This window comes from Agrococcus sp. KRD186, from assembly GCF_017168255.1.
GTDB lineage: Bacteria > Actinomycetota > Actinomycetes > Actinomycetales > Microbacteriaceae > Agrococcus.
The window spans coordinates 1,876,961-1,901,213 of sequence record NZ_JABFAP010000001.1 but is presented as its reverse complement, the minus strand read 5'-3'; the positions used below and the strand labels follow the sequence as shown (position 1 = coordinate 1,901,213).

Sequence of the window (24,253 nt, the reverse complement as noted above, 5' to 3'; positions counted from 1 at the left end):
GAGCGGGGGAGTGCCGGCGTCAGACGGCAGTGCGCCCCGTGCGGGCTACAACGAGCAGCGCGAACTGCGGCTCTGAGCGTGGAACTCCGCAGCCGGTCACACCATCGGCGGCCACATCGGGGCGGCATTGGGTGAGTCGCGCACGAGAGCGACCTACCGCGGGATCGCGCCGGTTCGGCGGCGTTCCTGATCTGGATCGCGCGGAACGACCGGGGCGCGACCGCCCCCCGCTCGCACGGCGGCCGGCGCTCATGCCGGGCACGACCACAAGTAACGACGCAACAGACAAAGGATGGCCTGATGGAACTCGGAATCTATTCGTTCGGTGAGATCACCCAGCACCCGGACGGGAACGCGACCACCGACGTGACGGTCCGCCTGGACCAGCTCGTCGCTCTCGCTCGCAAGGCAGAGGAGGGTGGCTTGGACATGATCGCCCTCGGGGAGCACCACCGTCCCGACTTCGCGCTCTCCGCCCCCGAGATGGTGCTGGCGGCGATGGCCACCGCGACCGAGCGCATTCGTCTGGCCTCCGGCGTCACAGTACTCTCCAGTCAAGACCCGGTCCGGGTGTACCAGCAGTTCGCCACCTTGGACCACCTCTCGCACGGTCGTGCGGAGATCATCGCTGGGCGTGGCGCGTTCACCGAGTCCTTCCCGCTGTTCGGCTACGACCTGGCTCACTACAACGAGCTCTACGCCGAGAAGCTGGACCTGCTCGTGCAACTGCGGGAGCAGGAGTCGGTGACGTGGCAGGGGCGTCACCGCCCCGCTCTGGACCGGGCTCAGGTCGTGCCTCGCGCGTTGCAGCAGCCACTGCCCCTGTGGGTGGCGATCGGCGGCACCCCCGCCTCCGCGATGCGAGCCGGCTCCCTCGGCCTGCCGATGATGATGGGCTTCTTCAGCGGAACGGAGCAATTCATGCCGCGCGTGGAGCTCTACCGGCGGGCCGCTGAGCAGGCAGGGCACGACCCCGCGACGCTCCGTCTCGGAGCCAGTGGTCACATGTTCGTCGGCAGGACCTCGCAGGCCGCGCGCGACACCTTCTTCCCGTACTACTCTGGCTACGTCAAGGAAATGGGCATGATGGGGGGCAGCGCTCTGCCGCGGAGCGTGTTCGACGACTCGATCCGCCGCGGCCTGCCCGTCGGCAGCCCGCAGCAGGTGATCGACGAGATCCTGAAGCGCGTCGAGCTGCTCGGCATTGACCGGTGGCTCGGCCAGATTGACGTCGGCAACCTCCCGTGGGCCATCATGAACGAATCCTTGGATCTCTACATGACCGATGTATTGCCCGTCATCAAGCGCGAGACAGCCGGACGGCGAGCACCGGAATCCGCTGACAAGGACAGCGAATGAGCACAGCCGCGCTCTTGGGGGAGGGCGCGACGGTTCGGCCCTAGCATGCGCGGCAGCGGGGCCCGGCGGTTCCTGGATGAGATCAAGGGCGTGTCCGGGAACCCACGCACGTCGGCCTCGATGCCATCGCGACGGCCGAGCGGACCCTCGATCGCTGCCGGTCGCACGGGGCGACGGAGGTGCAGCTCGCCGACTCCGATGAGCTTCTCGAGGCCCGCAGGCTCGCCAACCCGGCGCTCCGGGCGCGGGGGCTTCGCGTCTCCCGCGACGTCGGCTTGCCCGTCGCGGCGCTTGCCGCAGTCATCCGCGGCATCGAGCGCATCGGCGCGGAGCACGGCCGGCGCATCTCGACCGTCGCGCACGCCGGCGACGGCAACTTGCATCCCACGGCCGAGGTGGGCGAGTCCGCGGGGGAGATCGCGGCGGCCGAGCGGGTGATCTGCTGGGCGCGCGTAGGCTGAGCATGTGAAGAATTGGCTCGTCGCGCTGCTGCTCGTGGTCGTCGACCCACCGCAGTCGGCGCTGCAGGCAGCTGCCGGCCGCTGGCGCGCACGACGGCGGGGCGGTCCCGAGCACTCGTGACCGCTCGGCGATCGAGACGAGGTCGAAGAAGACCAGTCGGTCCACGCACTGCGGCCGCGGTCCGACTCCAGGAGTCGGCTCGCGGCCGCAGCGATTCGGGCTGGTCGTTACATAATGATGTCGTCGTCGCCCATGATCGACGACATGATGATGTCGTCGTCACCGCCGAGCGTGACCAGCAGGTGGGTGGGAAGCTGCTTGTAACTCTTCATGTCACTCCTTTGTCAACGCGGTACCCGTCACCTCTGTTTATAGCCGGTGGCGCCGGTTTCAGCCAGAGGCACTTTTGCGAGACCGGCAATCAGCCTTCCAGCGTGGCCGATTCCAGCTGGATGTCGACGCCCGCGAGCGCCTGCGAGACGGGGCAGCCGGCCTTCGCCTGCTCGGCGTAGTCCTGGAACTGCGCCTGGTCGATGCCGGGGACTCGGCCGGTGACGGAGAGCACGCTCGTGGTGATGCCCGTGCCGGCGACGAACGAGACCTTCGCCGCGGTCTCGAGCGAGTCAGCGGTGTGGCCGGCCTCCGCGAGCGTGTTCGAGAGCGCCATCGAGAAGCAGGACGCGTGGGCACCGGCGATCAGCTCCTCGGGAGTCGACCCGCCGCCCTGCTCAGCGCGAGCCTTCCAGGTCATGTCGAAGCTGGATCCGGAGCCCAGCGAGGCGGTGCCGCTGCCGGTGCCGAGGTCGCCCTTCCAGGTCGCCGTGGCGTTCGAGGTGATGGCCATGATTCCTCCTTGATTGCGATCGGCGCCGAGCCTGGGCCGATTGCTCCAGGCTATGCCGCGCTGTGTCGAAAGCACAGGTCAGTAGCATCTGAAGATGCATGGGGTGATCACGGAAGTGACGCTAGTGGTCGTCGTGGGCATCCTCATCATCGGAGCCGTCGCCACGATCGCGAACCGCATCGGCGTCGCCGCGCCGCTGCTGCTGGTGGTGCTGGGCGGCGCGATCTCGCTGCTGCCGGTGACGCCGCAGATCGAGGTGCCGCCCGAGGTCCTCCTCACCATCATCCTGCCGCCGCTGCTCTACACCGCGGCGCTCAAGGTGCCGGCGGTCGACTTCCGCCGCAACCTCCGCGTCATCGGCTACCTGTCGATCATCCTGGTCGCCGTCAGCGCCTTCGCCGTCGCGCTCGTCGTGCAGTCGATCTGGCCGATCATCGGCTTCGCGGGCGCGCTCGCTCTCGGCGCGGTCGTCGCTCCGCCCGACGCCGTCGCGGCCACCGCCCTCGGCAAGCGGCTCGGCCTGCCGCCCCGGGTCGTGACGATCCTCGAGGGCGAGGGCCTCATCAACGACGCCACCGCGCTGGTGCTGCTGAGCACGGCGGTCGCAGCGATCAGCCGCGCCGGCAACTCCGACGTGGAGGCGGCGCCGCTGGTGGCTGACTTCGCGATCGCGGTGGTGGTCGCCCTCGTCATCGGCGCCGCCGTCGGCTACGGCACCGTGCGCATCCGCCAGTTCGCCTCCGACCGCGCCATCGACACGGCCATCTCGCTCGCGACGCCGTTCCTGTCGTTCCTCGCCGCCGAGGCGCTGCAGGGCTCGGGCATCGTCGCCGTCGTCATCACCGGGCTCGTGATCGGCAACCGCAGCCAGATGCGCATCCGCGCCACCCGCCGCGCGCAGGAGTCGGCGACCTGGGGCACGTTCTCGGTGATCGTCGAGAACGGCGTCTTCCTCACCATGGGCATGCAGCTGCCGGCCGTCATCGAGGCGGTCGACGCGGGCGAGCGGCACCTGGCAGGCGTCGTGCTGGTCGGGCTGCTGCTGTGCCTGCTGCTGCTGGTCGTGCGGTTCGCCGCCATGCCGCCGCTGCTGCTCTGGCTGCGCACGCACGCGAAGCGCCGGCAGCGCGACCAGCAGCGGCTCGCGCACCGACTCGAGCAGCTGGGGCCCGAGTCGAAGCGCGCCGCCAAGCTGCAGCGCGTCCACGACCGGCGCGGGCACGACATCATCGCCCTCGACGACCAGAAGCTCGGCTGGCGAGACATGCTCGCGATCGGATGGGCCGGCATGCGCGGCGTCGTCACGGTGGCGGCCGTGCAGACGCTGCCCGCCGACACCCCGATGCGCGCCGAGCTCGTGCTGGTCGCCTTCGTGGTCGCGATCTTCACCCTGCTCGTGCAGGGCGGCTCGCTCGCCTGGCTGGTGAAGGCGCTGCATCTCACGCACGACCGCACCGAGCGCCGCCGGCAGGAGCTCGACGAACTGCTCGGCGAGACCATCGAGGCGGGCATCGACGCGATGCAGCGCGAGGCCGACCTGCAGGGCATCGACGAGGCGCTCGTCGAGGCGGCCGGTGAGCGGATGCGGTCCCGTCGCGCGTGGGCCGCGCACGTCGCCGAGGTGGACCCGGACGACGCATCCACCGATGTCGCGCAGATCGCGCGCCTGCGCCACCTGGCGGTGGACGCCGAGCGGTTCTGGCTCGACCAGGTGCGGCGCACGGGCCGCTTCGACTCGTCGACGGTCAGCGTGGTGCAGCGCATCATCGACCGCGAGGAGATCGGGCTGCAGGCCGACGAGGACGACCACTGAGCCGGGCGAGCCCCGAGGTTGACGAGCCCGGAGGTTGACGAGCGCCGATGTCGACGAGCGCTGAGGTCGACGAGCGCTGAGCCGCGCAGTCGAGCGTGCAAGGATTGACGCATGACTGAGAAGCCTGAGATCGACGCCCCCGAGGGGCCCGCACCCACTGACCTCGAGATCACCGACATCACCGTCGGCGACGGCGACGAGGCCGTGAACGGCAAGCAGGTCGCCGTGCACTACGTCGGCGTGACCCACTCCACCGGCGAGGAGTTCGACGCCTCCTACGGCCGCGGCGCCCCGCTCGAGTTCCCGCTCGGCGTCGGCATGGTCATCAAGGGCTGGGAGCAGGGCATCGAGGGCATGCGCGTCGGCGGCCGCCGCAAGCTCGTCATCCCGCCGCACTTGGCCTACGGCGAGCGCGGCGCGGGCGGCGTGATCGGCCCGAACGAGACGCTGATCTTCGTCTGCGACCTGGTCGCCGTCAAGTAGCCGGCTGCACTTCCGCGAACCGGTACTGTCTGGTCGTTCCCACCTCGGCGTAGCGACCAGACAGTACCGGTTCTTCGCGTTGCGGGAGGAGTCGCTAGATGGCCTTGCCGGGGTTGAGGATGCCCAGCGGGTCGAACGCGGCCTTCACCGCGCGCTGCAGCGCGAGCTGCCGCTCGCCCAGCTCGTCCACCAGCCAGCGGCGCTTCAGGATGCCGACGCCGTGCTCGCCCGTGAGCGTGCCTCCGAGCGCGAGCCCGGCCGCGAACACCTCGTTCGCGCAGGCCCAGACGGCCTCGCTCGGCTCATCGCCGTCGAAGACGAACGTCGGGTGCAGGTTGCCGTCGCCCGCGTGCGCCGTGACCGCCAGGCGCACGCCGTGGCGGGCGGCCGCCTCGTGGCAGGCGCGGAACATGTCGGCCATGCGCGAGCGCGGCACCGCGATGTCCTCCACCAGCACCGTCCCGAACGACTCGAGCGCGAAGTGCACCTGCCTGCGCACCTGCACCAGCACATCCGACCGTGACGCATCATCGGTGCGCTCGACGCGGCCACCGTGCGCGGCGAGGATCTGCGCGACCGTCTCCGAGGTCGCCGCGGCGCCCAGGTCGTCCGTCTGCACCAGCACGAACGCGCCCGCCATCGGCTGCCCCGAATAGGCGGCGAGCATGCTGACGGCGTCGATGCCGACCAGCTCCATGATCGCAGGGCGGATGCGCGCGGCGGTGATGGCGGTGCACGCGGCGGCCGCGGTGGCCTCGTCGTCGAAGAAGGCGCCGACCGTCCACACGGCACCCTCGACGATCGGCCGCAGCTTCAGCGTCGCGCCGACCACGATGCCGAGCGTGCCCTCGGAGCCGATCATCAGCGCCGTGAGGTCGAGCCCGGTGACGCCCTTGACCGTGCGGTGGCCGGTCGAGATGAGCGACCCGTCGGCGAGCACCACGTCGAGCGCCAGCACCCACTCGCGCGTGACACCGTACTTCGCGCACAGCAGGCCGCCGGCGTTGGTGGCGATGTTGCCGCCGACGGTCGAGATGGCGCGGCTGGCGGGATCCGGCGGCCACCACAGGCCGTGGGTGGCGAGCAGCTCGTTCAGCTCGGCATTGCGGATGCCCGGCTCGACCACGCAGGACTGGTCGATGAGCGAGACGTCGAGCAGGCGCCGCATGGTGTCGACCGAGACGACCAGCTCCCCGCCGCCGGCGATGGCGCCGCCCGCGAGGCCGGTGCCGGCTGCGCGAGGCACCACCGGCACGCCGTGCTCGCTGGCCCAGCGCATCGCCGCCTGCACGTGCGAGGCGTCCTCGGCCTCGACGATCGCCAGCGGGTCGGCACTCGATCGGTGCCCCGACTTGTCGGCGCGCATGGCCTCGAGCCTGGTGGGGTCGATGACCAGCACGTGCGCCGGCAGCGCTGCCCGCAGTGCGTCGAGGCTCGCCGGCGGCGCGCCCGCTGCCGCGGCGCTCACGAGTGCAGGTCCTTGCGGACCAGTCCCTGGGTCACGCGCCACCTGCCCGGCAGACCGTCGAAGCGCACCGACTTCGCGTTGTCGGGCTTGATGGTCGGGAAGCCGACGACATGGTCGGTGAAGGAGCGGATGAAGGTGCCGTGCCCGACGATCACGAGCGCGCCCACCGGGTGCGACGCCGCGATCTCGTCGATGGCCGCGACCGCGCGGCGCTGCAGATCCTCGAAGCTCTCCTGCCCTGGCCAGTCGGTGCCGAAGCGCGCGACCGCCTCGTCCTTCGTGAGCCCCTCCGCCTCGCCGTAGGCGCGCTCGTTCAGGCTCGCATAGCGCCCGGCGACCTCGAGGTCGAGCGCTGCGGCGATGACGTCGGCGGTCACGGTCGAGCGCTGCAGGGCGGAGGAGACCACCGCATCCCACGGCTCGTCGGCGAGCAGCCGCGCGGCCTCGTGCGCCTGCGCGATGCCCGCCTCGTTGAGCGGGTTGTCGGTCGTGCCCTGCAGTCGCTCGGTGAAGTTGTAGTCGGTCTGGCCGTGGCGGACGAGCGCGATCTCCATGGGCCGAGCCTACGGCGGTCGCGTGCACCGATCGCACGGCGCCCGTCATCCACAACCTCACATTCCGACGCCCCCGCGCGTTGGCAGAGTATGAGAGGAATGCACCCATGACGCACACGTTCATCGACAGCCCGATCGGCACGCTCACCCTGGTCCGCGAGGAGGCGGGTCTCACCGGGGTCTTCATGCCCGAGCACCGGCCGGCACCGAACGAGGAGCGCTTCGGCGAGCGAGATGATGCTGCCTTCGTGGATGCGGTGCAGCAGTTCGGCGAGTACTGGGCGGGGGCGCGCACGGGCTTCGACCTGCCGCTTGCACCCGCCGGCACCGAGTTCCAGTTGCGCGTCTGGAACGTGCTGCGCACCATCCCGCACGGCGAGACCCGCACCTACGGCTGGATCGCCGAGCACATCGGCCAGCCGACCGCTGTGCGCGCGGTCGGTCTCGCCAACGGCCGCAACCCGCTCTCGATCGTGGTGCCCTGCCACCGGGTGGTGGGCACGAGCGGCGCGCTCACCGGCTACGCCGGGGGCATCGACCGCAAGCGCTTCCTGCTGGAGCACGAGATGGGCACGATGCTCGGCGCAACGGGCCTCAGCGGCACCGGCCTGCGGGGCACCGGCCTGCCCGGCACCGGCCTGCCCGGCACCGGCCTGCCCGGCACCGGCCTGCCCGGCACCGGCTCGGCCGGCGCCGAGCGGCCTGCCGCGGGGCTAGATTCGGTCGCGTGACCCGTGCGCCCTTCGACTCGATCGTCGCGCAGCACGGCGCGAGGGTGTGGCGGGTGTGCCGGGCGCTGCTCGACGACACCGATGCAGACGACGCCTGGAGCGAGACCTTCCTCGCCGCGCTCGAGGCCTACCCGCGGCTCGCGCCCGGCTCGAACGTCGAGGGCTGGCTCGTGACCATCGCGCACCGCAAGGCCATCGACGTGCTGCGGCGGCGCTCGCGACTGGTCATCGGTGACGTGCCCGACCGCCCGGCAGCCGAATCGACCATGCCCGAGCGCGCCCGCGACCTCGACCTCGCCAGGGCGCTCGCGCAGCTGCCGCAGCGGCAGCGCGAGACGGTGGTGCTGCACCATCTGGGCGGCCTGCCGTATGCCGAGGTGGCCGCTGCCGTCGGCGGGTCGGCGGATGCGGCCCGTCGCGCCTCGTCGGACGGCGTGCGCCGCCTGCGCCAGCTGCTGGGAGGCGAGGATGCCTGACCGCCTCGACGACCTCGCCGCCGCCATGCCGGAGCCGCGGCTCGAAGCGCTGCGCGCCGAGCTGGCCAGGCGCGCGGCCGCGAGCGACCTGCTCGACGTCGCCTACCGAACCCTCGAGACCGAGCTGGGCACCTTGCTGCTCGCCGCCACCCCCGCCGGGCTCGTCTCGGTGACCTTCGACGGGGACGCTCCGAGCGCGACGCTCGAGCGCCTCGCCGAGGCGCTGAGCCCACGCGTGCTGGAGGCTCCCGCCCGGCTGGACGACGCCGCACAGGGGCTGGAGCGTCTCATCGGCGGCGCGTCCCGCGGCTTCGACGGACCCCTCGACCTCTCGCTCGCGCGCGGCTTCGGCCGGCAGGTGGTCGAGCAGCTGCGGCAGATCCCGTACGGGCAGACCCGCAGCTACGCCGAGGTGGCAGGGGCCGTGGGCTCGCCCCGCGCGGTGCGGGCGGTCGGCACGGCGTGCCGCAAGAACCCGCTGCCGATCGCGATCCCGTGCCATCGGGTCGTGCGCAGCGACGGCAGCCTCGGCCAGTACGCCGGCGGTCCCGAGGCCAAGCGCATCCTGCTGGGCGTCGAGCACGTCCATCCGGTCGCCGAGTAGCGCGAAGCGCCCGCGCCCCGGCGGCCCGCGCACGGCTACCGTGGACGCATGCCCACCACTGCTCTCCTCGCCGTCGTCGACCGCGACGGCTTCGTCGAGTCCGAGCACCACGGCGTCGCCGTGCTGATCGACCCCGACGGCGCCGTCATCGAGTCGCACGGCGACATCACCCACGCGTTCCTCGCCCGCAGCACGCTCAAGCCGCTCTTCGCGGCGACGCTCCTCGAGGCCGGCCTGATCGAGCTCGAGCCTGCGCACGCCGCGCTCGCCAGCGCCAGCCACTGGGCCGAGCAGCTGCACCTCGACACCGCCAGCGCGATGGCCGCCGCCCACGGCGTCGACGAGGCAGCGCTGCGCTGCCCGCCGATCAAGGGCCCCGACGGCACGAAGCGCCGCTTCGCGCACATGTGCGTCGGCAAGCACATCGCCTTCGCTGCCGCCGCCCGCGCGATGGGCGCGAGCGCCGACTACTGGCGCGACGACCACCCGCTCGCGGCCGTTTTGCGCGATGGCCTCGCGCAGGCGGCGGACGAGCCCATCAGCCAGCTCGCGCACGACGGATGCGGCGCGCTCGTCTTCCCGACCACGCCCGTCGGCCTCGCCCGCGCCTTCCGCCGGCTGGCGCCGGACGGCACCGGCGCGCACCGGCAGGTTGGCGACGCCATGCGCGCACACCCGGCGCTCATCGACGGCGCCCGGGGGCCTGACGCGGTCGTCATCGGCGAGACCGGATGCGCGACCAAGTTCGGCGCGGAGGGCACGCTGGCGTCCGTCGCCCCCGACGGCACGACGGTCGTCGTCAAGACGGCCGACGGCGCGCGCCGTGCCGGTGCGCCGGTCGCGCTCGCGCTGCTCGAGCGCGCCGGGGCGATCCCGGCCGGCACGCTCGAGCGCCTCGCGGAGCCGCTCGGCCTCGTGCAGCGCAGCGCCGACGTGGCCGTCGGCATGCTGCGCCCCGTCGTCTGAGGCGGACCGATGGTGCGGCGGTCGGCACGCCGTTCAGAGGTCGAGGAAGTCTGCGAGCCAGCGTCGCGCGCCCGCCAGGCAGGCGACGCTGACGCTCCCTGCGATGCTGGTGATGCGGTCTCGGCTGAGCGTGCGAGGCTGCTCGGTCATGATCCAGGAGGGCGCGCGCAGGCCGCTCGGGCCGTCGACCGGGATGTGGTTGGGCCAGCCCCGGTCGACCGACGTGATGGGCAGGACGACGACCAGGGTGGTGACCGCGTCGAGGTAGCCGGCCGAAGCCACGACGAGCACCGGCCTGTGGCCGCCTTGTTCGCGCCCGCGAACAGGATCCAATGTCACCCACGAAACGGTTCCCGGAGTCAGCTCGATCGCCGTCATCGTGCGTCGCTGAGCTCGCTCGCCTCCCACTGGCGCGTCTCGACACGGTAGCTCTCGAGTGCTTCGGGCGGCGTCTCGGCGATCGCCTGCTTGAGCCGTGCCAGGCGCTCGTCGCGGTCTGCGAGATCTGCGAGCGCCGCGAGATGCGCGCCGAGCGTGCGGTCGGAGCGCGCGGCCTGCGCCTTCAAGCGATCGCGGAGCTCATTGCTCACCTTGATCGTGGTGGTCATACCAGAAGTATACCGAGGCGCGGGCGCTGCTGCCAGGAGTTGCGATGCGACTGAGGACAGTCGGCGGAACGTGCTGCTGCCGTGCGTCAGTGCCTGGGCTCGAGCCGCCGCCAGCTGCCCTCGGAGACGACCTCGACGGCGCCGTCGGCGATCACGAGCGCCGAGTCGTCGTCGATGGCATAGGTCGGCGCCGGGATGCCGGCGGCCCACCGCTCGATGCTCTCGAGCGCGGCATCCTCCATCCCGGGGCGGTCGAGATGCGGGTAGATGGCGACGTCGACCAGCCCCAGCGCGCGCTCGGCGTCACGCCCCATGTCGCTGCCCTCCGGCACGAACTCCAGATCGAACTCCGCATCGCAGTTCCAGGGCGTCACTGTGATGCTGCCGGCGCTCACGCCCACGTAGACGGTGTCGGCCAGGGCCGGCAGCAGCTCGGCCAGGCCGGACTCGCGCATCCAGTGCACGAGGTAGAGCACGTCGCCGCCCCACACCAGCAGCGCGTCGGCCTCGCGCACCGCTGCCTCCCAGTGCTCGCGGCGCACCGTCGGCAGCGCGGTCAGCTCGAGCACCCCGAGCGAGGCCCAGCCCAGCTCCGCCAGCGGCCCCTCGGCGGTGCCTGCGATCGCCGAGCGCGCCATCGCCGGTCCCCCCGGGAACGGATGCGCGCCGGTGGGCACGAGCAGCGCGCTCGACTCGGCGATCGGCTTGCCCAGCAGCCGCTCGAGCGCGTCGCGGATGCTCGCGTTGGTCACGCCGTTCGAGGTGAGCAGGAACTTCATGCGACGGGTGAGAGGCTTGCCAGTTCCTCGCCGACGCGCGCGGCGCAGGCTTCCGCGAAGGCGCCGAAGCCGCGCTCGACGACGCCCAGCAGGGTCGCATCGGTCGCGAGGTGCGTGCGCCAACCGGCCACCGCATCCGCGCCCCGCAGCTCTGACAGCGTCGGGCTGGTCACCGAATCCCACAGCCGCATGACGCGGTCGTCGGCCTCCAGGTGGAACTGCATGCCGACCGCCGAGCCGTAGCGGAAGGCGTCGTTGTCGACCGTCGCGCTGCGCGCCAGCAGCGTCGCGCCGGGCGGCAGGGAGACCACGTCGCTGTTCCAGCGCATGGCGCCGATCGTGCCGAGGTGGTCGCCCAGCCACGGGTCGGGCGCGACGAGGTCGATGTCGATGATGCCCACCGCGTCGACGGCGCCCTCGCGGTGCACGCCGCCGAGCGCGCGGCCGATGATCTGGTGGCCGAGGCACAGCCCCACCACCGGGATCTCGGCGTCGATGGCGCGCAGGGCAAGGTCGGCGGTGCGCGCGAGCGAGGGGAACCGGTCGACCTCGGCGGCGCTCATCTGGCCGCCGAGGATGACGACTCCGGCGATCTCGTCGAGCGGCGGCAGCTCGGTCGGGAAGACCGCCTCGCGCGTCGGCAGGTGCGAGAGCAGCGTCGTGGCGTGACCGCCCGTCTCGTATTCGATGTGCTTGATGAACAGGACGGAACGCGACACGCTGACTCCTTCGGCTTCGCGGCTAGCCTAAGGGCATGAGTGCTCTCAAGATCGGCGCCGAGGTCCAGGAGGCGCTGGATGCGCGCCGCCCGATCGTCGCCCTGGAATCGACCATCATCAGCCACGGCCTGCCTGCCGACGAGCGCATCACCGCGGCGCGCGAGTTCGAGCAGCTGCTGCGCGACAACGGCGCGACGCCCGCGACCATCGCGGTGCTCGACGGCGTGCCCCACATCGGCATCGACGACGCCGACATCGAGCTGCTCGCCGCCGACGGCATCGCCAAGGCCAGCGTGCGCGACCTGCCCATCGTCGCCGCACTCGGCCGCTCGGCCGCCACGACGGTCGCGGCCACCGCGCACCTCGCCGCGGCTGCCGGCATCCGCGTCTTCGCCACCGGCGGCCTGGGCGGCGTGCACCGTGGCGCGAACGAGAGCTTCGACGAGTCGGCCGACCTGCCGGAGCTCGGTCGCACCCCGGTCGCCGTGGTCTGCGCGGGCGTCAAGTCGATCCTCGACATCGGCGCGACGCTCGAGCGGCTCGAGACGCTCTCGGTGCCGCTCGTGGGCCTGCAGACCGACGTGTTCCCGAGCTTCTGGCTGCGCGAGAGCGAGCACAAGCTCGACTGGCGCGTCGAGGACGCCGGCCAGATCGCCGACGTGCTGCGCGCGCAGGACGGCTTCGGCCACAGTGCCGGCCTCGTCGTCGCCAACCCGGTGCCGGTCGACCAGCAGTGGGATCGCGACGAGCACGACCGAGTCGTGCAGGAGGCGCTCGCCGAGGCCGACGCGAAGGGCATCGTCGGCAAGGCCGTCACGCCCTTCCTGCTCGGCCGCATCGTCGAGCTCTCGGGCGGCCGCAGCCTGGCCGTCAACCTCGACCTGGTGCGCAACAACATCAAGGTCGCCGCGGCGATCGCCACCGCCTACGTCGGGTGACCCGGTGCGCCCCCGGCTGCTGGTGGTCGGCGATGTCATCGACGACATCGTGGTGCGGCCGCTGCGCGCGATCCGCACGGATGCCGACACCGACGCGGAGATCGCCAACCGGCCGGGCGGCTCGGCCGCCAATGCGGCCTCCTGGATGGCCGCGGCCGGCGGCGACGTGCGCTTCCGCGGGCGCGTCGCTGCGGCGGACGTCGAGCGGCACGCGGCGGCGCTGCGGGCCGTCGGCGTCGATGCCATGCTCGACGGCGACGAGGAGGTGCCCACCGGCACCATCGTGCTGATCGTCGAGGGCAACCACCGCACCATGCTGACGCAGCGCGGCGCGAACGCACGGCTGTCGTACGACCACGTCGACGACGCCGAGCTGCGCGAGACGGCGATCGTGCACGCCACCGGCTACGGGCTCGACGGGCACGCGGATGCGTACGGCCGCATGGTCGCACGGGCGCACGCGTTCGGTGCCCGGGTGTCGCTCAATCCCGGCAGCGCCGGCACGGTGGAGGATCTCGGCCTGCCGACCATGCTCGCCGCGCTCGATGCGACCGACATCCTGATCGCCAACCTCGACGAGGGCCGCGTGCTCACCGGCAGGTACGCACCCGAGGAGGTGGCGGCGGCGCTCGCCGAGCGCTGCCCGACGATCGCGCTGACGATGGGCGAGCACGGCTCGATCGTCGGCAGCGCCGGCGCGCTCGCGCGCGTGCCGAGCCAGCGCACCGAGCTCGTCGACCCGACCGGCGCGGGCGACTCGTTCGGCGCCGGCTTCCTGGTCGGGCTGGCCGACGGCCTCGCGCCGGCGGCGGCGGCGGAGCAGGGCGCGCGGATGGCCGCGCGCGCGGTGGCGCAGGTGGGCGCCAGGCCGAGGGGAGCAGCATGACCGTCTTCGCGATGGCATCCGACGGGGTGCGGATCGCCCTGCACGAGCTGGGCGACCCCGACGGAGCGCCGGTGCTGATGATCCACGGCTTCTCGTCGAACACCCAGCGCAACTGGATCGACGCGCACTGGAGCGAGTCGCTCGCCGAGGCGGGGCTGCGCGGCATCGGCATGGATCTGCGCGGCCACGGCGACAGCGACCACCCCGCGCGCGGCTACGAGGTCGATCACTTCGTCGACGACGTCGATGCCGTGCTCGAGCAGCTGGCGCTGCCGGACCCGCCTGGCGCGATCGGCTACTCGATGGGTGCGCGGCTGCTGTGGCGGCACGCGGGCACCCGACCGGCTGCGTTCCGGGCGCTGGTGCTCGGCGGCCTGCCGGCCGGCGACCCCTTCCAGCGGTTCGACGTCGCTCTGGCGCACCGGGCGCTGGAGGGCGAGGCGGAGGCGGGGCCGATGGAGGCGTTCATTGTCGAGCTGGCGGGCACCTTCCCCGAGCACGATCCGGCCACGCTCATCACGCTCGCGGGCGAGGTGTCGAAGACGTTGTTCGATCCGGAGGATTCGCCGCCGGACCTGCCGACGCTGCTGATGACGGGCGAGAAGGACCGGCGGGCGAGCGACACCGAGACGCTGCTGCCGCTGCTGCCGGACGGCCGATTCGAGCCGATCCACGGCCGCAACCACGTGAACGCGCCGACCTCCGGCCACTTCCGCCGCACCGCATCCGCGTTCCTCAAGGAGCAGCTGGCCTGACGCCGGGCAAGGCAAAGGGCCGGCCAAGTTCTCTCAGCCGGCCCCGGTCCCTTGCACCAAGCGAGGCCTGTGGCTCCGCTTCCGTCGACCGCCACAGCACAACGATCGACGTGCGACGAATGTATAACGGATGGGTAACGAACGGGCCCAGAGCTCTCTGTGATTCTGCTGTGGCTGGCGCTCGCCGCGGGGCTCAGAAGCGGTCGGGGCTCGGGCCGCTCGCCAGCACCGTCACGTCGGCGTGGCGGTCGAAGCGGTAGCCGGCGCCGCGCACCGTGCGGATGATCTCGGCGTAGCCGCCCAGCTTCGAGCGCAGCCGGCGCACGTGCACGTCGATGGTGCGCTCGTTCGGGCGGTCGTCGGCGTCGGCGTCCCACAGCGCGTCGATGATGTCGCAGCGGCCCACCGTCGTGCCCTCGCGCAGCACGATGTGCTGCAGCAGCTCGAACTCGCGGTAGGTCAGCGGCGCGATGTCGTCGCCGAGCGCCACGCGCTTGCGGGTCAGGTCGATGACGATGCCGGTGTCGGCCTCCGCCTCAGGGGTGGGCTGCTGCACGGCGGGGTCGCCGAGCGCGCGGCGCACCACGTCGACGTCGCGGCCGCCCGCGCCCGCCGGGGCGAGTGCGACGGCGGCGTGGGTCTGCGCGCTGGGGGCGAGGCGGGAGGTGAGCGCGCGCAGCTCGCCGACCAGCCGAGCCAGCTCGACGTGGTCGGCGGCAGCGGCGTCCTCGCCGAGGCCGACGTAGAGCACGAAGCCGCGAGCCTCGGTGCCGGCCGGCACGGCGCGCACGGCCGCGGGCGCCGCTGCGGCCTGGGGGCGGATGCGCGGGGTCGCCTCGGGTGCGAGCGCGCTGCTGCCGTGCGTGGCGGCCGAGCCGTAGGCGGTGCCGCGCCCCCGGGCGGGACGGCGGGTGGTGAGCGATGCGGAGATGTCGGTGATGGTCATGATGGGCCTTCCGGCGTGCTGTCGGCGGCTGCCCGAGCCGTGGCGGTGCGGGCGATGAGGGCCGCCGACTCAGTCGCGTGCGACTGGGTGAGTCGATCTGTCGGTGCGAACCGCTGCGGGTTCGGGGACCGCTCCGCGGGTGCCACCCGATGGATGGTGCCCGGTGGGGCTGCTCAGGCCGGAAGGGTGCGACGCCGTGGCGTCAGCGACTCCTCAGGGAGCGGTCGGACGGTGCGAGCTGCGCTCACGCACACATTCGACGCATGGCGACCGCCGGCATCATCATGCCGTTCGTCCCGTTCGTCGCGAGGACGGACTGGAGGGCGAAAGTGGTCGTCATACCCGCCAGTATCGCGGCTTCAGGCGTTCGCTGTCAAACGACGCAACACTGTGACGAAGTGTGACGGATACCGGCGCCGCCGGCCGCACCCGGGCATCCGCCCGCCGGCCGGCTCCGGGCATCCGCCCCCGTCAGTCGCCGACGGTGCCGTAGAGGCGATCGCCGGCGTCGCCGAGGCCCGGCACGATGAAGCCGCGCTCGTCGAGGCCGTCGTCGAGGGCGCCCAGCACGATCGTGACGTCGCGGCCCTCCATGTCGCGCTCGACGCGCGCGAGGCCCTCGGGGGTGCCGAGCAGGCAGATGGCGGTGACGTCGACGGCGCCGCGGTCGAACAGGAACTGCATCGCGCCCGAGAGCGAGCCGCCGGTGGCGAGCATCGGGTCGAGCACGAAGCACTGGCGGTCGGAGAGGTCGTCCGGCAGCCGCTCGGCGTAGGTGGTCGGCTCGAGCGTGACCTCGTTGCGCGCCATGCCCAGGAAGCCCACCTCCGCCGTCGGCACGAGCGCCGTCATGCCCTCGAGCATCCCGAGGCCCGCGCGCAGGATCGGCACCACGAGCGGCCGCGGCTCGGCGATCGCGACGCCCGTCGTGGCCGTCACCGGCGTCTGGATCTGCTTCGGCGTCACCCGCACGTTGCGCGTGCCCTCGTAGGCGAGCAGCGTCATCAGCTCGCCCACCAGGGAACGGAAGGTGGGAGAGGGCGTGCGCTCGTCGCGCAGCACCGTGAGCTTGTGCGTGATGAGCGGGTGGTCGGCCACGTGGACTCGCATAGTCTTCAGGGTAGTGGGCGCGCGGGGCGCCGATGCGAGGAGAGCGGATGCGGCTGGCAGCGCAGGACGAGGCGCTCATGCGGCTGGCGCTCGAGCAGGCGGCGGCGGCCGAGACCACCGCCGACGTGCCCGTCGGCGCCGTGGTGGTGGACGCATCCGGCACCGTCATCGGCACCGGCCGCAACGAGCGCGAGGCCCGGCACGACCCCACCGCGCACGCCGAGGTGGTCGCGCTGCGGGCGGCGGCGGCGCAGCTGGGCTCGTGGCGGCTCGACGGATGCGCGCTGGTCGTCACGCTCGAGCCGTGCGTCATGTGCGCGGGGGCGATCCTCGCGAGCCGAATCGACCGCGTGGTGTTCGGCGCCTGGGACGAGAAGGCCGGCGCCGCCGGCAGCGTCGTGGACGTGCTGCGCGAGCGGCGGCTGCCGCACCGGGTCGAGGTGGTCGCTGGCGTGCTCGCCGGGGACGCCGAGGCGCAGCTGCGGGGCTTCTTCGCCCATCGCCGCTGAAACTCAACGTGTCAGGTGGTCACTCGGCGCACTCAGTGCGGCGAAGCACCACCTGACACGTTGAGATCCGGGCGGCGCTGCTTCGGCTCGAGCTGGTCGATGCGCTCGCCCGCCTCGGCCTCGCTCTGCGCGGCCAGCTGCTGCTCGTAGACGGCCGGGCGGTAGATCTCGTCCAGGATGCCGGGCCCGGACCGGCGCGCCTTCTGGTTCGAGCGGCTGTGCCAGATGCGGGGGCCGAGCAGCACGATCGCGACCGTGGTGCCGAGCACCGCGATCCACGCCGCCAGGTCAAGCCACGGCATCCGTCAGCTCACCAGAAGACCGCGATCAGCAGGTTGACCAGCGCCAGGCCGCCGGCCGCGTGGAAGAACGGCAGCAGCTTGCGCTCGACGGCGACGTCGGCGACGATCTGCGCGCCGCCGGCTGTGAGGCTCGCCCGCTCCTTGCGGATGGCCTTCTGGCGCAGGAAGCCGATCAGCGCGGCGACGAAGACGACCACCGCGATGAGGCCCTTGATGCCGAGCTTCATGTGGTTCGGCTCGCCGTCGCCGGCCATCGCCAGGCCGTAGAGCGCGATGCCCGACAGCAGCTGGAGGGAGGCGCCCACCAGCATGATCGTGAAGTTGTGCGCGGCCTTCGCGCGCATCTGCAGGAAGAGCGTGCCGACCAGCAGCGAGGCGCCGATCAGGTGCGTCGCGAGGAGGAGTGATTGCAGGAAGTCCATGCAGACAGCCTACACAGCGCGGGCTAGGCGGGTCAGTTGCCCGACTGGATGACGATGTGATCGGTCGAGGGCGCGATCTCGGGCTGCTCGACGTAGAGGTCGGGCTCGATGTAGATGACGCGCGCGTGCTCGACCTCGCTGCGCAGCTGCGACTCGAGGTCGTTGATCGTGCGGGCGACGTGCTCGATGTCGGACTGCGGCGGGAAGGCGACCTTCGCGGCGATCATCAGCTCGTCGGGGCCCAGGTAGAGCGTCTTCATGTGGATGAGCGACTCCACGCCAGGGTTGGCGTTGAGCACGCGCTGGATCTTCGCGTGATCCTCGCGGGTCGCGCCCTCGCCGATCAGCAGCGACTTCATCTCGATCGCCAGGAGGACCGCGACGGCGATCAGCAGCACGCCGATCGCGAGGGTGCCGATCGCATCGAACAGCGAGTTGCCCGTCAGCGCGGTGAGGCCGACGGCGACGAACGCGAACACCAGGCCCAGCAGCGCGGCGACGTCCTCGAGCAGCACAACCGGGAGCTCTGGGCTCTTGGCCTTGCGGATGAAGTCCCGCCAACTCGCCGTGCCGCGCACCAGGTTGGCCTCCCTGACGGCGGTGCGCAGCGAGAAGCTCTCGAGCACGAGAGCGATCGTGAGCACCAGCAGCGGCAGCCACCACATCTCGAGCTCGTGCGGCTCCTGGATCTTGCTGATGCCCTCGGAGATCGAGAACAGGCCGCCGATCGAGAAGAGGACGAGCGCGACGATGAACGCCCACACGTAGCGCTCGCGGCCGTAGCCGAAGGGATGGTCGATGTCGGCCTTCTTCTTGGCGAGCCTACCGCCGAGCAGCAGCAGCAGCTGGTTGCCGGCGTCGGCGACGGAGTGGATGGCCTCGGCCAGCATCGATGCGGAGCCCGAGAAGAACCAGGCGATGAACTTCGTGATGGCGATGCCGGTGTTGGCCAGGAATGCCGCGACGACTGCCTTCGTACCGTGGGAAGCGCTCACGGCGGCGAGTCTACGCGGGCAGCCCCGCCGTGTCCTCCGGCCGTCGGTACCCTGGCGGCATGACCGATCTCCTCCCTCCCATCGCGATGCTCGGCGTCGGCTCCATGGGCGGCGCGATCCTGCGGGGCCTGGTGCAGCAGGGCGCCGAGCGCATCGCCGTCACCAACCGCACGGCCGAGAAGGCGGCGGCGATCCAGCTCGAGGGCGTCGAGTCGATCGCGCTCGCCGACGAGCCGGAGGGCAACGCGCGCGCGGTCGCCGGCGCGAAGCTCGTGGTGCTGGGCGTCAAGCCCGCGGGCATCGTCGAGCTCGCGGGCGAGATCGCACCGCATCTGGCGGCGGATGCGGTGGTCGTCTCGATCGCGGCGGGCACCACCACCGCGTCCATCGAGGCCGCACTGCCGGCATCCGTCTCGGTCGTGCGGGCGATGCCCAACACGCCCTCGACCGTCGGCCTCGGGGTGACCGGCGTCGCCGGCGGCAGCCGCGCGAGCGATGACGACGTGGCGCTGGTGGCGCGCATGTTCGAGGCGGTGGGCGAGGTGCTCGTGCTCGACGAGTCGCAGATCGACGCGCTCTCGACCATCTCGGGCTCGGGCCCCGCGTACGTCTTCCTGCTCATCGAGGAGCTGACGAAGACGGCAGAGCGGATGGGTTTCACGGCCGAGCAGGCGGCCACGATGGTGCAGGGCACGTTCCGCGGCGCGACCGAGCTGCTCGCCGCCGACGGCAGCGAGCCGGCCGAGCTGCGGCGGCGGGTGACGAGCCCCAAGGGCACCACCGAGCAGGCGATCGGCGTGCTGCAGGACGCGGATCTCGGCGCCGTCTTCGATCGCGCGACGGCGGCCGCGCTGGCACGCGCGCAGGAGCTCGCGGCGGGCTGACGGGCTGCGCTGCCCGGCTCACGGCTGCGCCGTCGCGCCGGCAACGAACTCAGATGCGGTCGCCGCCGACGTACCGCCAGCCGGCATCGCGGCGGAAAGTGCTCAGCTCGCGCATCGAGCCGCGCGTGCCCTCGGCCAACCAGTGCGCCTCGAACGCCACCGTGCCTTCGCGGTCGAACGGTCCGCCACCGATGGTGTCGAGCACGTCGAGGCGCAGCCAGCGGATGCCCGGGTCGAGCTCGAGGGATCTCGGCCGAGTGGAGGCGTGCCAGGAGGCCAGCAGCCAGTCGATGTCCTCGAGGGCGAACGCGGTGTAGCGGGAGCGCATGAGCGCCTCGGCGGTCGCCGTCTCGCGCTCGCCGCGCTGGATGGGCGCGCAGCACTCGCCGAACGGCAGGCCGGTGCCGCAGGGGCAGCGCGCGGCGTCGTCGATCGCGTGGGTCACGAACCGAGGCCGGCGAACCGCTCGATGTCGGCTTGGTTGCCGGAGACGATGATCAGGTCGTGGTTGGAGACGATCGTCTCGGGCGTCGCGTAGGTGAACTCGCCGCCGGGGCTCTTCACGCCCACCACCGTCAGGTGGTACTTCGAGCGCACCTGCGACTCGGCCAGCGTGATGCCACGGATGCGCTTGGGCGGGTACATCTTCACGATCGCGAACTGGTCGTCGAACTGGATGTAGTCGAGCATGCGGCCCGAGACCAGGTGGGCGACGCGCTCGCCGGCCTCGGCCTCGGGGTAGATGACGTGGTTCGCGCCGATGCGGCTGAGGATCTTGCCGTGCGACTGGCTGATCGCCTTCGCCCAGATCTGCGGGATGCCGAGGTCGACGAGGTTGGCGACGATCAGCACCGAGGCCTCGATGGAGGAGCCGACGGCGCAGACGGCGATCGAGAACTCCTGCGCGCCGAGCTGCTTGAGGGCGTCGATCGAGCGGGCGTCGGCCTGCACCGTGTGGGTGAGGCGCTCCGACCACTTCTGCACCAGGTTGATGTCGTCGTCGATCGCGAGCACCTCGCGGTCGAGGCGCGAGAGCTGCCCGGCGGTGCCGGCGCCGAAGCGGCCCAGGCCGATCACCAGCACCGGGGCGTCGTGGGGAATCCTGTCAACCAACGATCGGCCTCTCCTCAGGACGCGTGAACAGCTGCGTCCGCTGGCTCGCTGCCAGCGCCGCGGCGAGCGTCACACTACCAATGCGCCCGGCGAACATCGTGAGCGCCAGGATGACCTTCGCCGAATCCTCCAGCCCCTCGTGGGTGAAGCCGGTCGAGAGGCCGACGGTGCCGAACGCGCTGATCACGTCGAACAGCACGAACGACATCGGCGCCCCCGTGATCTCGAGCAGCACGACGGTGACCGTCGCGATGATGGTCGCGCTCCAGAGCGTCACGGAGACCGCCAGGCGCAGCACGTCGGAGGGGATGCGGCGGTCGAAGGCCTCCATCGACTTGCGGCCGCGCGCTTCGGCGACGGCGGCCAGGAAGAGGATGGCGAGCGTCGTCACCTTGATGCCGCCGGCGGTCGAGGCCGAGCCGCCGCCGACGAACATGAGCATGTCGGTCACCAGCAGGCTCGAGTTGTGCAGCAGGCCCAGGTCGTCGATCGCGAAGCCGCCCGAGCGAGCCATCGACGACAGGAAGAAGGCGTGCAGCACCTGCTGCCCGAAGTCCCTGGTGCCCCAGGAGTCGGCGTTGCCCCACTCGAGCACGAGGTAGACGAGGCCGCCGGCGAGGAACAGCATGATCGAGACCGAGATAGTCAGCTTCACGTGCAGCGACCACTGGCGCGGCTTGCCGAGGTGCTTCAGCAGCACGAAGTAGACGGGGAAGCCGAGCGATCCGATGAAGACCCCGAGCATCAGCACGATCAGGAACCACGGGTCGGTCGCGTAGGGCGCCAGGCCCTCCACGGTGGGCACGAAGCCGGAGTTCGTGAATGCCATGATCGACCAGTAGGTCGACTCGTACAGGGCGGCGAGGGGATCCTTGCCGGCCAGCAGCAGGCGCGGGAACAGCAGCACGATGAGGGCGGCCTCGAACACCAGCACCGAGATCGCCACGATGCGCAGCAGCCCGCCGACCTCCCCAAGGCGGATGGCCTGGCCCTCCTTGACGACGCCCTTGCGCACCCGCGACGGGTTCGTGTCGCTCGCGACCATCAGCCGCTGGCGCAGCCCGAGCCGGCGCGCCACGGTCATGCCCAGCAGCGACGCGAGCGTCAGCACGCCGATGCCGCCGACCTCGACGCCGATCATCACGACCGCGTTGCCGAACGGGCTCCAGTGCGTCGCCATGTCGACCACCGTGAGCCCCGTGACGCACACCACGCTGACCGCTTGGAAGAACGCGTCGATGGGCGGCGTCGCCTGCCCGTCGGCCGCCGCCCAGGGGGTGGCGAGCAGCACCGCGAACAGCAGGTTGAGGCCGGCGAAGACGAAGATCGCGAAGCGCGCGGGGTACGAACCGGCGAACATCTCGAGGCGGTCGCGCAGACGCCCCAGGAACGACCCCTCGTCAGAGGTCCGCTGCTCAGCCACGTGCAGTGCCCTCCCGCGGGATCGGAGCGCCGACGGCGCCAAACGCGCCCAGCGTAGTCCTTCGAGCCGGGCATGCATGGCGGATGCGGTTTGTCGCGACCGCGCGGCGCTGGCATGCTTTCGGCATGGCCGACATCTTCAGCGTGATCGCGGACAGTACGCGACGGGACATCCTGAGCGTGCTCCTGGAGCGCCGCTCGATGACCGGAGAGGCCAGCGTCAGCCAGATCGTCGAGACCCTCGGGGTGCCGCAGCCGACGGTCTCCAAGCATCTGCGCACGCTCCGCGACGCCGGGCTGGTGACCGTCCGCGAGGACGGGCAACACCGCTTCTACTCGATCGTGCTGGCGCCGTTCGACGAGGTCGACGACTGGCTGATGCCGTTCATCTTCGCCGAGAGCGACCAGGAGGAGGCGAGCCTGGGGGCCGCCGCGTTCGCCGCCTGGGCCGGCGTCAACGTGCAGGCGCCGCTGCGCGCCGCAGCCGACCAGGCGCGCCAGGCCGCCGAGCAGGCCCGCGTGGCCGCGGAGCAGGCGCTCGCGCGCGTGGGCGAGCGGGTCGAGCACCCCGCTCCGGTGGGCGCTTCGCTCGGCCGCCGGGCCGCAGAGAGCGTGCACGACCTGCAGGAGCGCATGCAGGAGGCGCGGGACCGTATCCACGACGTGCAGGACCGCCTCTACGAGATGCAGTCTCGAGCGTCGCAGCGCCTCGACGACGTCCGCAGCCGTCGTCGCACCGGTGACGACGCACCGCTCGGCGAGCTCCGTGATGACGAGCGCCCCGCTCGCGAGGGCGACGACGCGAAGCTCGACTGACCGTCGGCAGCCGCCCGATATGCGGCGCACGGCCGTATTCCGGTAGGATGACCCGAGCGTTTTCCCTGCGCTGTGTCGAGTCGCTTTCCGGCGACGGCGACCGCGCAGCGTCGACGAGCAATCTCTATCGGAAGTGAGGAACCTCCATGGGTTCTGTGGTCAAGAAGCGTCGCAAGCGCATGTCGAAGAAGAAGCACCGCAAGCTGCTTCGCAAGACGCGCCACCAGCGCCGCAACCGCAAGTAGCGCGGTGGAGCTGGGGGCGGGGGTCCGTTCGGGCCCACGCCGCGACCCCAGCGCCGAGGTCCGTATCGGGACTCGGACGCGTGCTCTGCCGAGGCCGGGCCCTGCATCAGCGGGTGCCCGGTCTTTGCTGTGCCCGCACGATGGTCGATTCGGCACATGACGATCGACCTGGCGACCCCCGACCTCGAGCAGCTGCACGAGGCGCTGCGGCAGCTGGCGTCCTGGCAGCGCACCGGTGAACCGCTGCAGCTGCACCCAGGCGACCTCGGCTGGCACTGCCGGCTCGGAGCATCGACGACAGCGGATGCGGTGCGTACGTGGCGCGCGGGCGGCCGGCTGGCAGCCGTCGGGCTGCTCGACGACGACGTGCTGCGCCTGACCACCGCACCGCAGCTGCGGCACGACCGTGCGCTCGCCGAAGCCATGGCTGCCGACCTGGTCCGGCCCGAGCGCGGCGTGCTGCCCGCTGGCGAGACGAGCGTCGAGCTGCCCGCGGGCGCCGAGCTCGACGCCGTGCTGGCCGAGGCCGGCTGGGTCGTCGGCGAGGCGTGGACTCCGCTCGAGCGCGACCTCGCCGGCCCTGTCGAGATCCCGGGCGGCGCGCACCCGTTGCGCGTCGTCGAGGTCGACGGCAGTGACGCGTCGCTCGTCGAGGCGTGGTCGGCCGTGCAGCGCTCGGCCTTCGACACCGCGCGCGCCAGAGCCGAGCGGTGGTTCGCGATGGCGGAGGGGCCATGGGCGCCGCACGCGCGCACCCTGCTCGGCCTCGACGGCGACGAGGCCGCCGCCGGCATCATCGCGTGGTCGGCGGGCGAGGGCCGGCCGGGGCTCATCGAGCCGATGGGCGTGCACGCCGACCATCGCGGTCGGGGCCACGCTCGCGCCATCACGCTGGCCGCGGCGGCCGCCCTGCGCGAGCTGGGCGCATCGAGCGCGCAGGTGTGCACCGAGCGGTCGCGCGTCGGGGCGATCGCCACCTACCGCTCCGCGGGCTTCCTGCCGCAGACCGAGCGCTTCGACCGGGGGCGCGAGGCCTAGGCTGGC

General features: G+C 71.9%; 31 protein-coding genes. 16 read left to right on the top strand and 15 right to left on the bottom strand.

The features are described 5' to 3' along the window. Positions 1-300 precede the first annotated feature (300 nt). Together J1M46_RS09170 and J1M46_RS09165 are read left to right on the top strand one after the other, a co-directional pair. A complete protein-coding gene (locus J1M46_RS09170; RefSeq protein ID WP_206447523.1) occupies positions 301-1,359 on the top strand; it encodes an LLM class flavin-dependent oxidoreductase in 1,059 nt (352 codons plus the stop codon). Between the two features lie 125 nt (positions 1,360-1,484). Continuing rightward, entirely contained in the window at positions 1,485-1,820 is a 336-nt protein-coding gene (locus J1M46_RS09165; protein ID WP_206448665.1) for an FAD-linked oxidase C-terminal domain-containing protein, read from the top strand. 422 nt (positions 1,821-2,242) lie between these two features. Here the strand turns inward: J1M46_RS09165 and J1M46_RS09160 are convergent, their stop codons facing one another. Continuing rightward, positions 2,243-2,665 (bottom strand): OsmC family peroxiredoxin, encoded by a 423-nt coding sequence (locus J1M46_RS09160; RefSeq protein ID WP_092916563.1) that lies wholly within the window; start codon positions 2,663-2,665, stop codon positions 2,243-2,245. Positions 2,666-2,759: 94 nt separating this feature from the next. Here J1M46_RS09160 and J1M46_RS09155 point away from each other — a divergent pair, with 94 nt between their 5' ends. Next, positions 2,760-4,478 (top strand): cation:proton antiporter, encoded by a 1,719-nt coding sequence (locus J1M46_RS09155; protein WP_206447522.1) that lies wholly within the window; start codon positions 2,760-2,762, stop codon positions 4,476-4,478. A 111-nt stretch (positions 4,479-4,589) separates the two neighbouring features. Then, positions 4,590-4,961 (top strand): FKBP-type peptidyl-prolyl cis-trans isomerase, encoded by a 372-nt coding sequence (locus J1M46_RS09150; RefSeq protein ID WP_206447521.1) that lies wholly within the window; start codon positions 4,590-4,592, stop codon positions 4,959-4,961. 94 nt (positions 4,962-5,055) lie between these two features. Here the strand turns inward: J1M46_RS09150 and J1M46_RS09145 are convergent, their stop codons facing one another. Further along, entirely contained in the window at positions 5,056-6,429 is a 1,374-nt protein-coding gene (locus J1M46_RS09145; RefSeq protein ID WP_446698573.1) for an FAD-binding oxidoreductase, read from the bottom strand. Next, positions 6,426-6,983, bottom strand: a complete 558-nt coding sequence (locus J1M46_RS09140; protein WP_206447520.1) for a histidine phosphatase family protein — start codon at positions 6,981-6,983, stop codon at positions 6,426-6,428. Before J1M46_RS09140 ends, J1M46_RS09145 begins: the two co-directional genes overlap by 4 nt. Before the next feature lie 107 nt (positions 6,984-7,090). Between J1M46_RS09140 and J1M46_RS09135 the strand changes: the two genes are divergently transcribed. Genes J1M46_RS09135 through J1M46_RS09120 form a run of 4 tightly spaced genes read left to right on the top strand, consistent with a single transcriptional unit; the run spans position 7,091 to position 9,760 of the window. Beyond that, on the top strand, positions 7,091-7,714 hold the full coding sequence (locus J1M46_RS09135; RefSeq protein ID WP_206447519.1) for a methylated-DNA--[protein]-cysteine S-methyltransferase: 624 nt from the start codon (positions 7,091-7,093) through the stop codon (positions 7,712-7,714). After that, positions 7,711-8,190, top strand: coding sequence for a sigma-70 family RNA polymerase sigma factor (locus tag J1M46_RS09130; RefSeq protein ID WP_206447518.1), 480 nt, complete (start codon positions 7,711-7,713; stop codon positions 8,188-8,190). Before J1M46_RS09135 ends, J1M46_RS09130 begins: the two co-directional genes overlap by 4 nt. Next, entirely contained in the window at positions 8,183-8,794 is a 612-nt protein-coding gene (locus J1M46_RS09125; RefSeq protein WP_206447517.1) for a methylated-DNA--[protein]-cysteine S-methyltransferase, read from the top strand. Before J1M46_RS09130 ends, J1M46_RS09125 begins: the two co-directional genes overlap by 8 nt. Positions 8,795-8,842: 48 nt before the next feature. Then, on the top strand, positions 8,843-9,760 hold the full coding sequence (locus J1M46_RS09120; protein WP_206447516.1) for an asparaginase: 918 nt from the start codon (positions 8,843-8,845) through the stop codon (positions 9,758-9,760). A 33-nt stretch (positions 9,761-9,793) separates the two neighbouring features. Here the strand turns inward: J1M46_RS09120 and J1M46_RS09115 are convergent, their stop codons facing one another. The 4 genes from J1M46_RS09115 to J1M46_RS09100 form a co-directional block, all read right to left on the bottom strand. After that, positions 9,794-10,138 carry a type II toxin-antitoxin system PemK/MazF family toxin gene (locus tag J1M46_RS09115; protein WP_206447515.1) on the bottom strand — a complete coding sequence of 115 codons (345 nt, stop codon included), beginning with the start codon at positions 10,136-10,138 and terminating at the stop codon, positions 9,794-9,796. Beyond that, positions 10,135-10,368, bottom strand: coding sequence for a hypothetical protein (locus tag J1M46_RS09110; RefSeq protein ID WP_206447514.1), 234 nt, complete (start codon positions 10,366-10,368; stop codon positions 10,135-10,137). Before J1M46_RS09110 ends, J1M46_RS09115 begins: the two co-directional genes overlap by 4 nt. Before the next feature lie 86 nt (positions 10,369-10,454). After that, positions 10,455-11,147, bottom strand: a complete 693-nt coding sequence (locus tag J1M46_RS09105; protein ID WP_206447513.1) for a Type 1 glutamine amidotransferase-like domain-containing protein — start codon at positions 11,145-11,147, stop codon at positions 10,455-10,457. After that, entirely contained in the window at positions 11,144-11,866 is a 723-nt protein-coding gene (locus J1M46_RS09100; protein WP_206447512.1) for a glutamine amidotransferase-related protein, read from the bottom strand. The genes J1M46_RS09105 and J1M46_RS09100 overlap by 4 nt, the downstream gene beginning before the upstream one ends. Before the next feature lie 35 nt (positions 11,867-11,901). Here J1M46_RS09100 and J1M46_RS09095 point away from each other — a divergent pair, with 35 nt between their 5' ends. Genes J1M46_RS09095 through J1M46_RS09085 form a run of 3 tightly spaced genes read left to right on the top strand, consistent with a single transcriptional unit; the run spans position 11,902 to position 14,445 of the window. Then, positions 11,902-12,804: a pseudouridine-5'-phosphate glycosidase gene (locus J1M46_RS09095; RefSeq protein WP_206447511.1), complete on the top strand. Its 903-nt coding sequence runs from the start codon at positions 11,902-11,904 to the stop codon at positions 12,802-12,804. Positions 12,805-12,808: 4 nt separating this feature from the next. Further along, positions 12,809-13,690: a PfkB family carbohydrate kinase gene (locus J1M46_RS09090; RefSeq protein WP_206447510.1), complete on the top strand. Its 882-nt coding sequence runs from the start codon at positions 12,809-12,811 to the stop codon at positions 13,688-13,690. After that, complete coding sequence (locus J1M46_RS09085) at positions 13,687-14,445, top strand: alpha/beta fold hydrolase (protein WP_206447509.1); 759 nt, start codon at positions 13,687-13,689, stop codon at positions 14,443-14,445. Before J1M46_RS09090 ends, J1M46_RS09085 begins: the two co-directional genes overlap by 4 nt. A gap of 193 nt (positions 14,446-14,638) precedes the next feature. Here the strand turns inward: J1M46_RS09085 and J1M46_RS09080 are convergent, their stop codons facing one another. Continuing rightward, positions 14,639-15,391 carry a winged helix-turn-helix domain-containing protein gene (locus tag J1M46_RS09080; protein WP_206447508.1) on the bottom strand — a complete coding sequence of 251 codons (753 nt, stop codon included), beginning with the start codon at positions 15,389-15,391 and terminating at the stop codon, positions 14,639-14,641. A gap of 471 nt (positions 15,392-15,862) precedes the next feature. Next, complete coding sequence (gene upp / locus J1M46_RS09075; RefSeq protein ID WP_206447507.1) at positions 15,863-16,501, bottom strand: uracil phosphoribosyltransferase; 639 nt, start codon at positions 16,499-16,501, stop codon at positions 15,863-15,865. A gap of 47 nt (positions 16,502-16,548) precedes the next feature. Between upp and tadA the strand changes: the two genes are divergently transcribed. Next, a complete protein-coding gene (gene tadA / locus J1M46_RS09070) occupies positions 16,549-17,010 on the top strand; it encodes a tRNA adenosine(34) deaminase TadA (protein ID WP_206447506.1) in 462 nt (153 codons plus the stop codon). Between the two features lie 32 nt (positions 17,011-17,042). Here the strand turns inward: tadA and J1M46_RS09065 are convergent, their stop codons facing one another. Genes J1M46_RS09065 through J1M46_RS09055 form a run of 3 tightly spaced genes read right to left on the bottom strand, consistent with a single transcriptional unit; the run spans position 17,043 to position 18,729 of the window. Beyond that, positions 17,043-17,312 carry a hypothetical protein gene (locus tag J1M46_RS09065; protein WP_206447505.1) on the bottom strand — a complete coding sequence of 90 codons (270 nt, stop codon included), beginning with the start codon at positions 17,310-17,312 and terminating at the stop codon, positions 17,043-17,045. 8 nt (positions 17,313-17,320) lie between these two features. After that, positions 17,321-17,734: a hypothetical protein gene (locus J1M46_RS09060; RefSeq protein WP_206447504.1), complete on the bottom strand. Its 414-nt coding sequence runs from the start codon at positions 17,732-17,734 to the stop codon at positions 17,321-17,323. 32 nt (positions 17,735-17,766) lie between these two features. Further along, positions 17,767-18,729: a cation diffusion facilitator family transporter gene (locus tag J1M46_RS09055; protein ID WP_206447503.1), complete on the bottom strand. Its 963-nt coding sequence runs from the start codon at positions 18,727-18,729 to the stop codon at positions 17,767-17,769. A gap of 59 nt (positions 18,730-18,788) precedes the next feature. Between J1M46_RS09055 and proC the strand changes: the two genes are divergently transcribed. Then, the gene (gene proC / locus J1M46_RS09050; RefSeq protein WP_206447502.1) at positions 18,789-19,613 is read left to right on the top strand and encodes a pyrroline-5-carboxylate reductase; all 825 of its coding nucleotides are present in this window, start codon (positions 18,789-18,791) and stop codon (positions 19,611-19,613) included. A gap of 49 nt (positions 19,614-19,662) precedes the next feature. Here the strand turns inward: proC and J1M46_RS09045 are convergent, their stop codons facing one another. Genes J1M46_RS09045 through J1M46_RS09035 form a run of 3 tightly spaced genes read right to left on the bottom strand, consistent with a single transcriptional unit; the run spans position 19,663 to position 22,086 of the window. Next, positions 19,663-20,058 (bottom strand): YchJ family protein, encoded by a 396-nt coding sequence (locus J1M46_RS09045; RefSeq protein ID WP_342384333.1) that lies wholly within the window; start codon positions 20,056-20,058, stop codon positions 19,663-19,665. Beyond that, positions 20,055-20,726: a potassium channel family protein gene (locus J1M46_RS09040; protein WP_206447501.1), complete on the bottom strand. Its 672-nt coding sequence runs from the start codon at positions 20,724-20,726 to the stop codon at positions 20,055-20,057. The genes J1M46_RS09045 and J1M46_RS09040 overlap by 4 nt, the downstream gene beginning before the upstream one ends. Then, positions 20,719-22,086 carry a TrkH family potassium uptake protein gene (locus J1M46_RS09035; protein ID WP_241249545.1) on the bottom strand — a complete coding sequence of 456 codons (1,368 nt, stop codon included), beginning with the start codon at positions 22,084-22,086 and terminating at the stop codon, positions 20,719-20,721. The genes J1M46_RS09040 and J1M46_RS09035 overlap by 8 nt, the downstream gene beginning before the upstream one ends. 188 nt (positions 22,087-22,274) lie before the next feature. On the opposite strand from J1M46_RS09035, the gene J1M46_RS15800 reads away from it, so the two are divergent. The 3 genes from J1M46_RS15800 (at position 22,275) to J1M46_RS09020 (ending at position 24,247) form a co-directional block, all read left to right on the top strand. After that, a complete protein-coding gene (locus J1M46_RS15800; RefSeq protein WP_206447499.1) occupies positions 22,275-22,964 on the top strand; it encodes a metalloregulator ArsR/SmtB family transcription factor in 690 nt (229 codons plus the stop codon). Between the two features lie 146 nt (positions 22,965-23,110). Next, positions 23,111-23,209 carry a 30S ribosomal protein bS22 gene (locus tag J1M46_RS09025; protein ID WP_092916513.1) on the top strand — a complete coding sequence of 33 codons (99 nt, stop codon included), beginning with the start codon at positions 23,111-23,113 and terminating at the stop codon, positions 23,207-23,209. A gap of 156 nt (positions 23,210-23,365) precedes the next feature. Continuing rightward, positions 23,366-24,247 carry a GNAT family N-acetyltransferase gene (locus J1M46_RS09020; protein WP_206447498.1) on the top strand — a complete coding sequence of 294 codons (882 nt, stop codon included), beginning with the start codon at positions 23,366-23,368 and terminating at the stop codon, positions 24,245-24,247. The last annotated feature ends 6 nt before the right edge of the window (positions 24,248-24,253 follow it).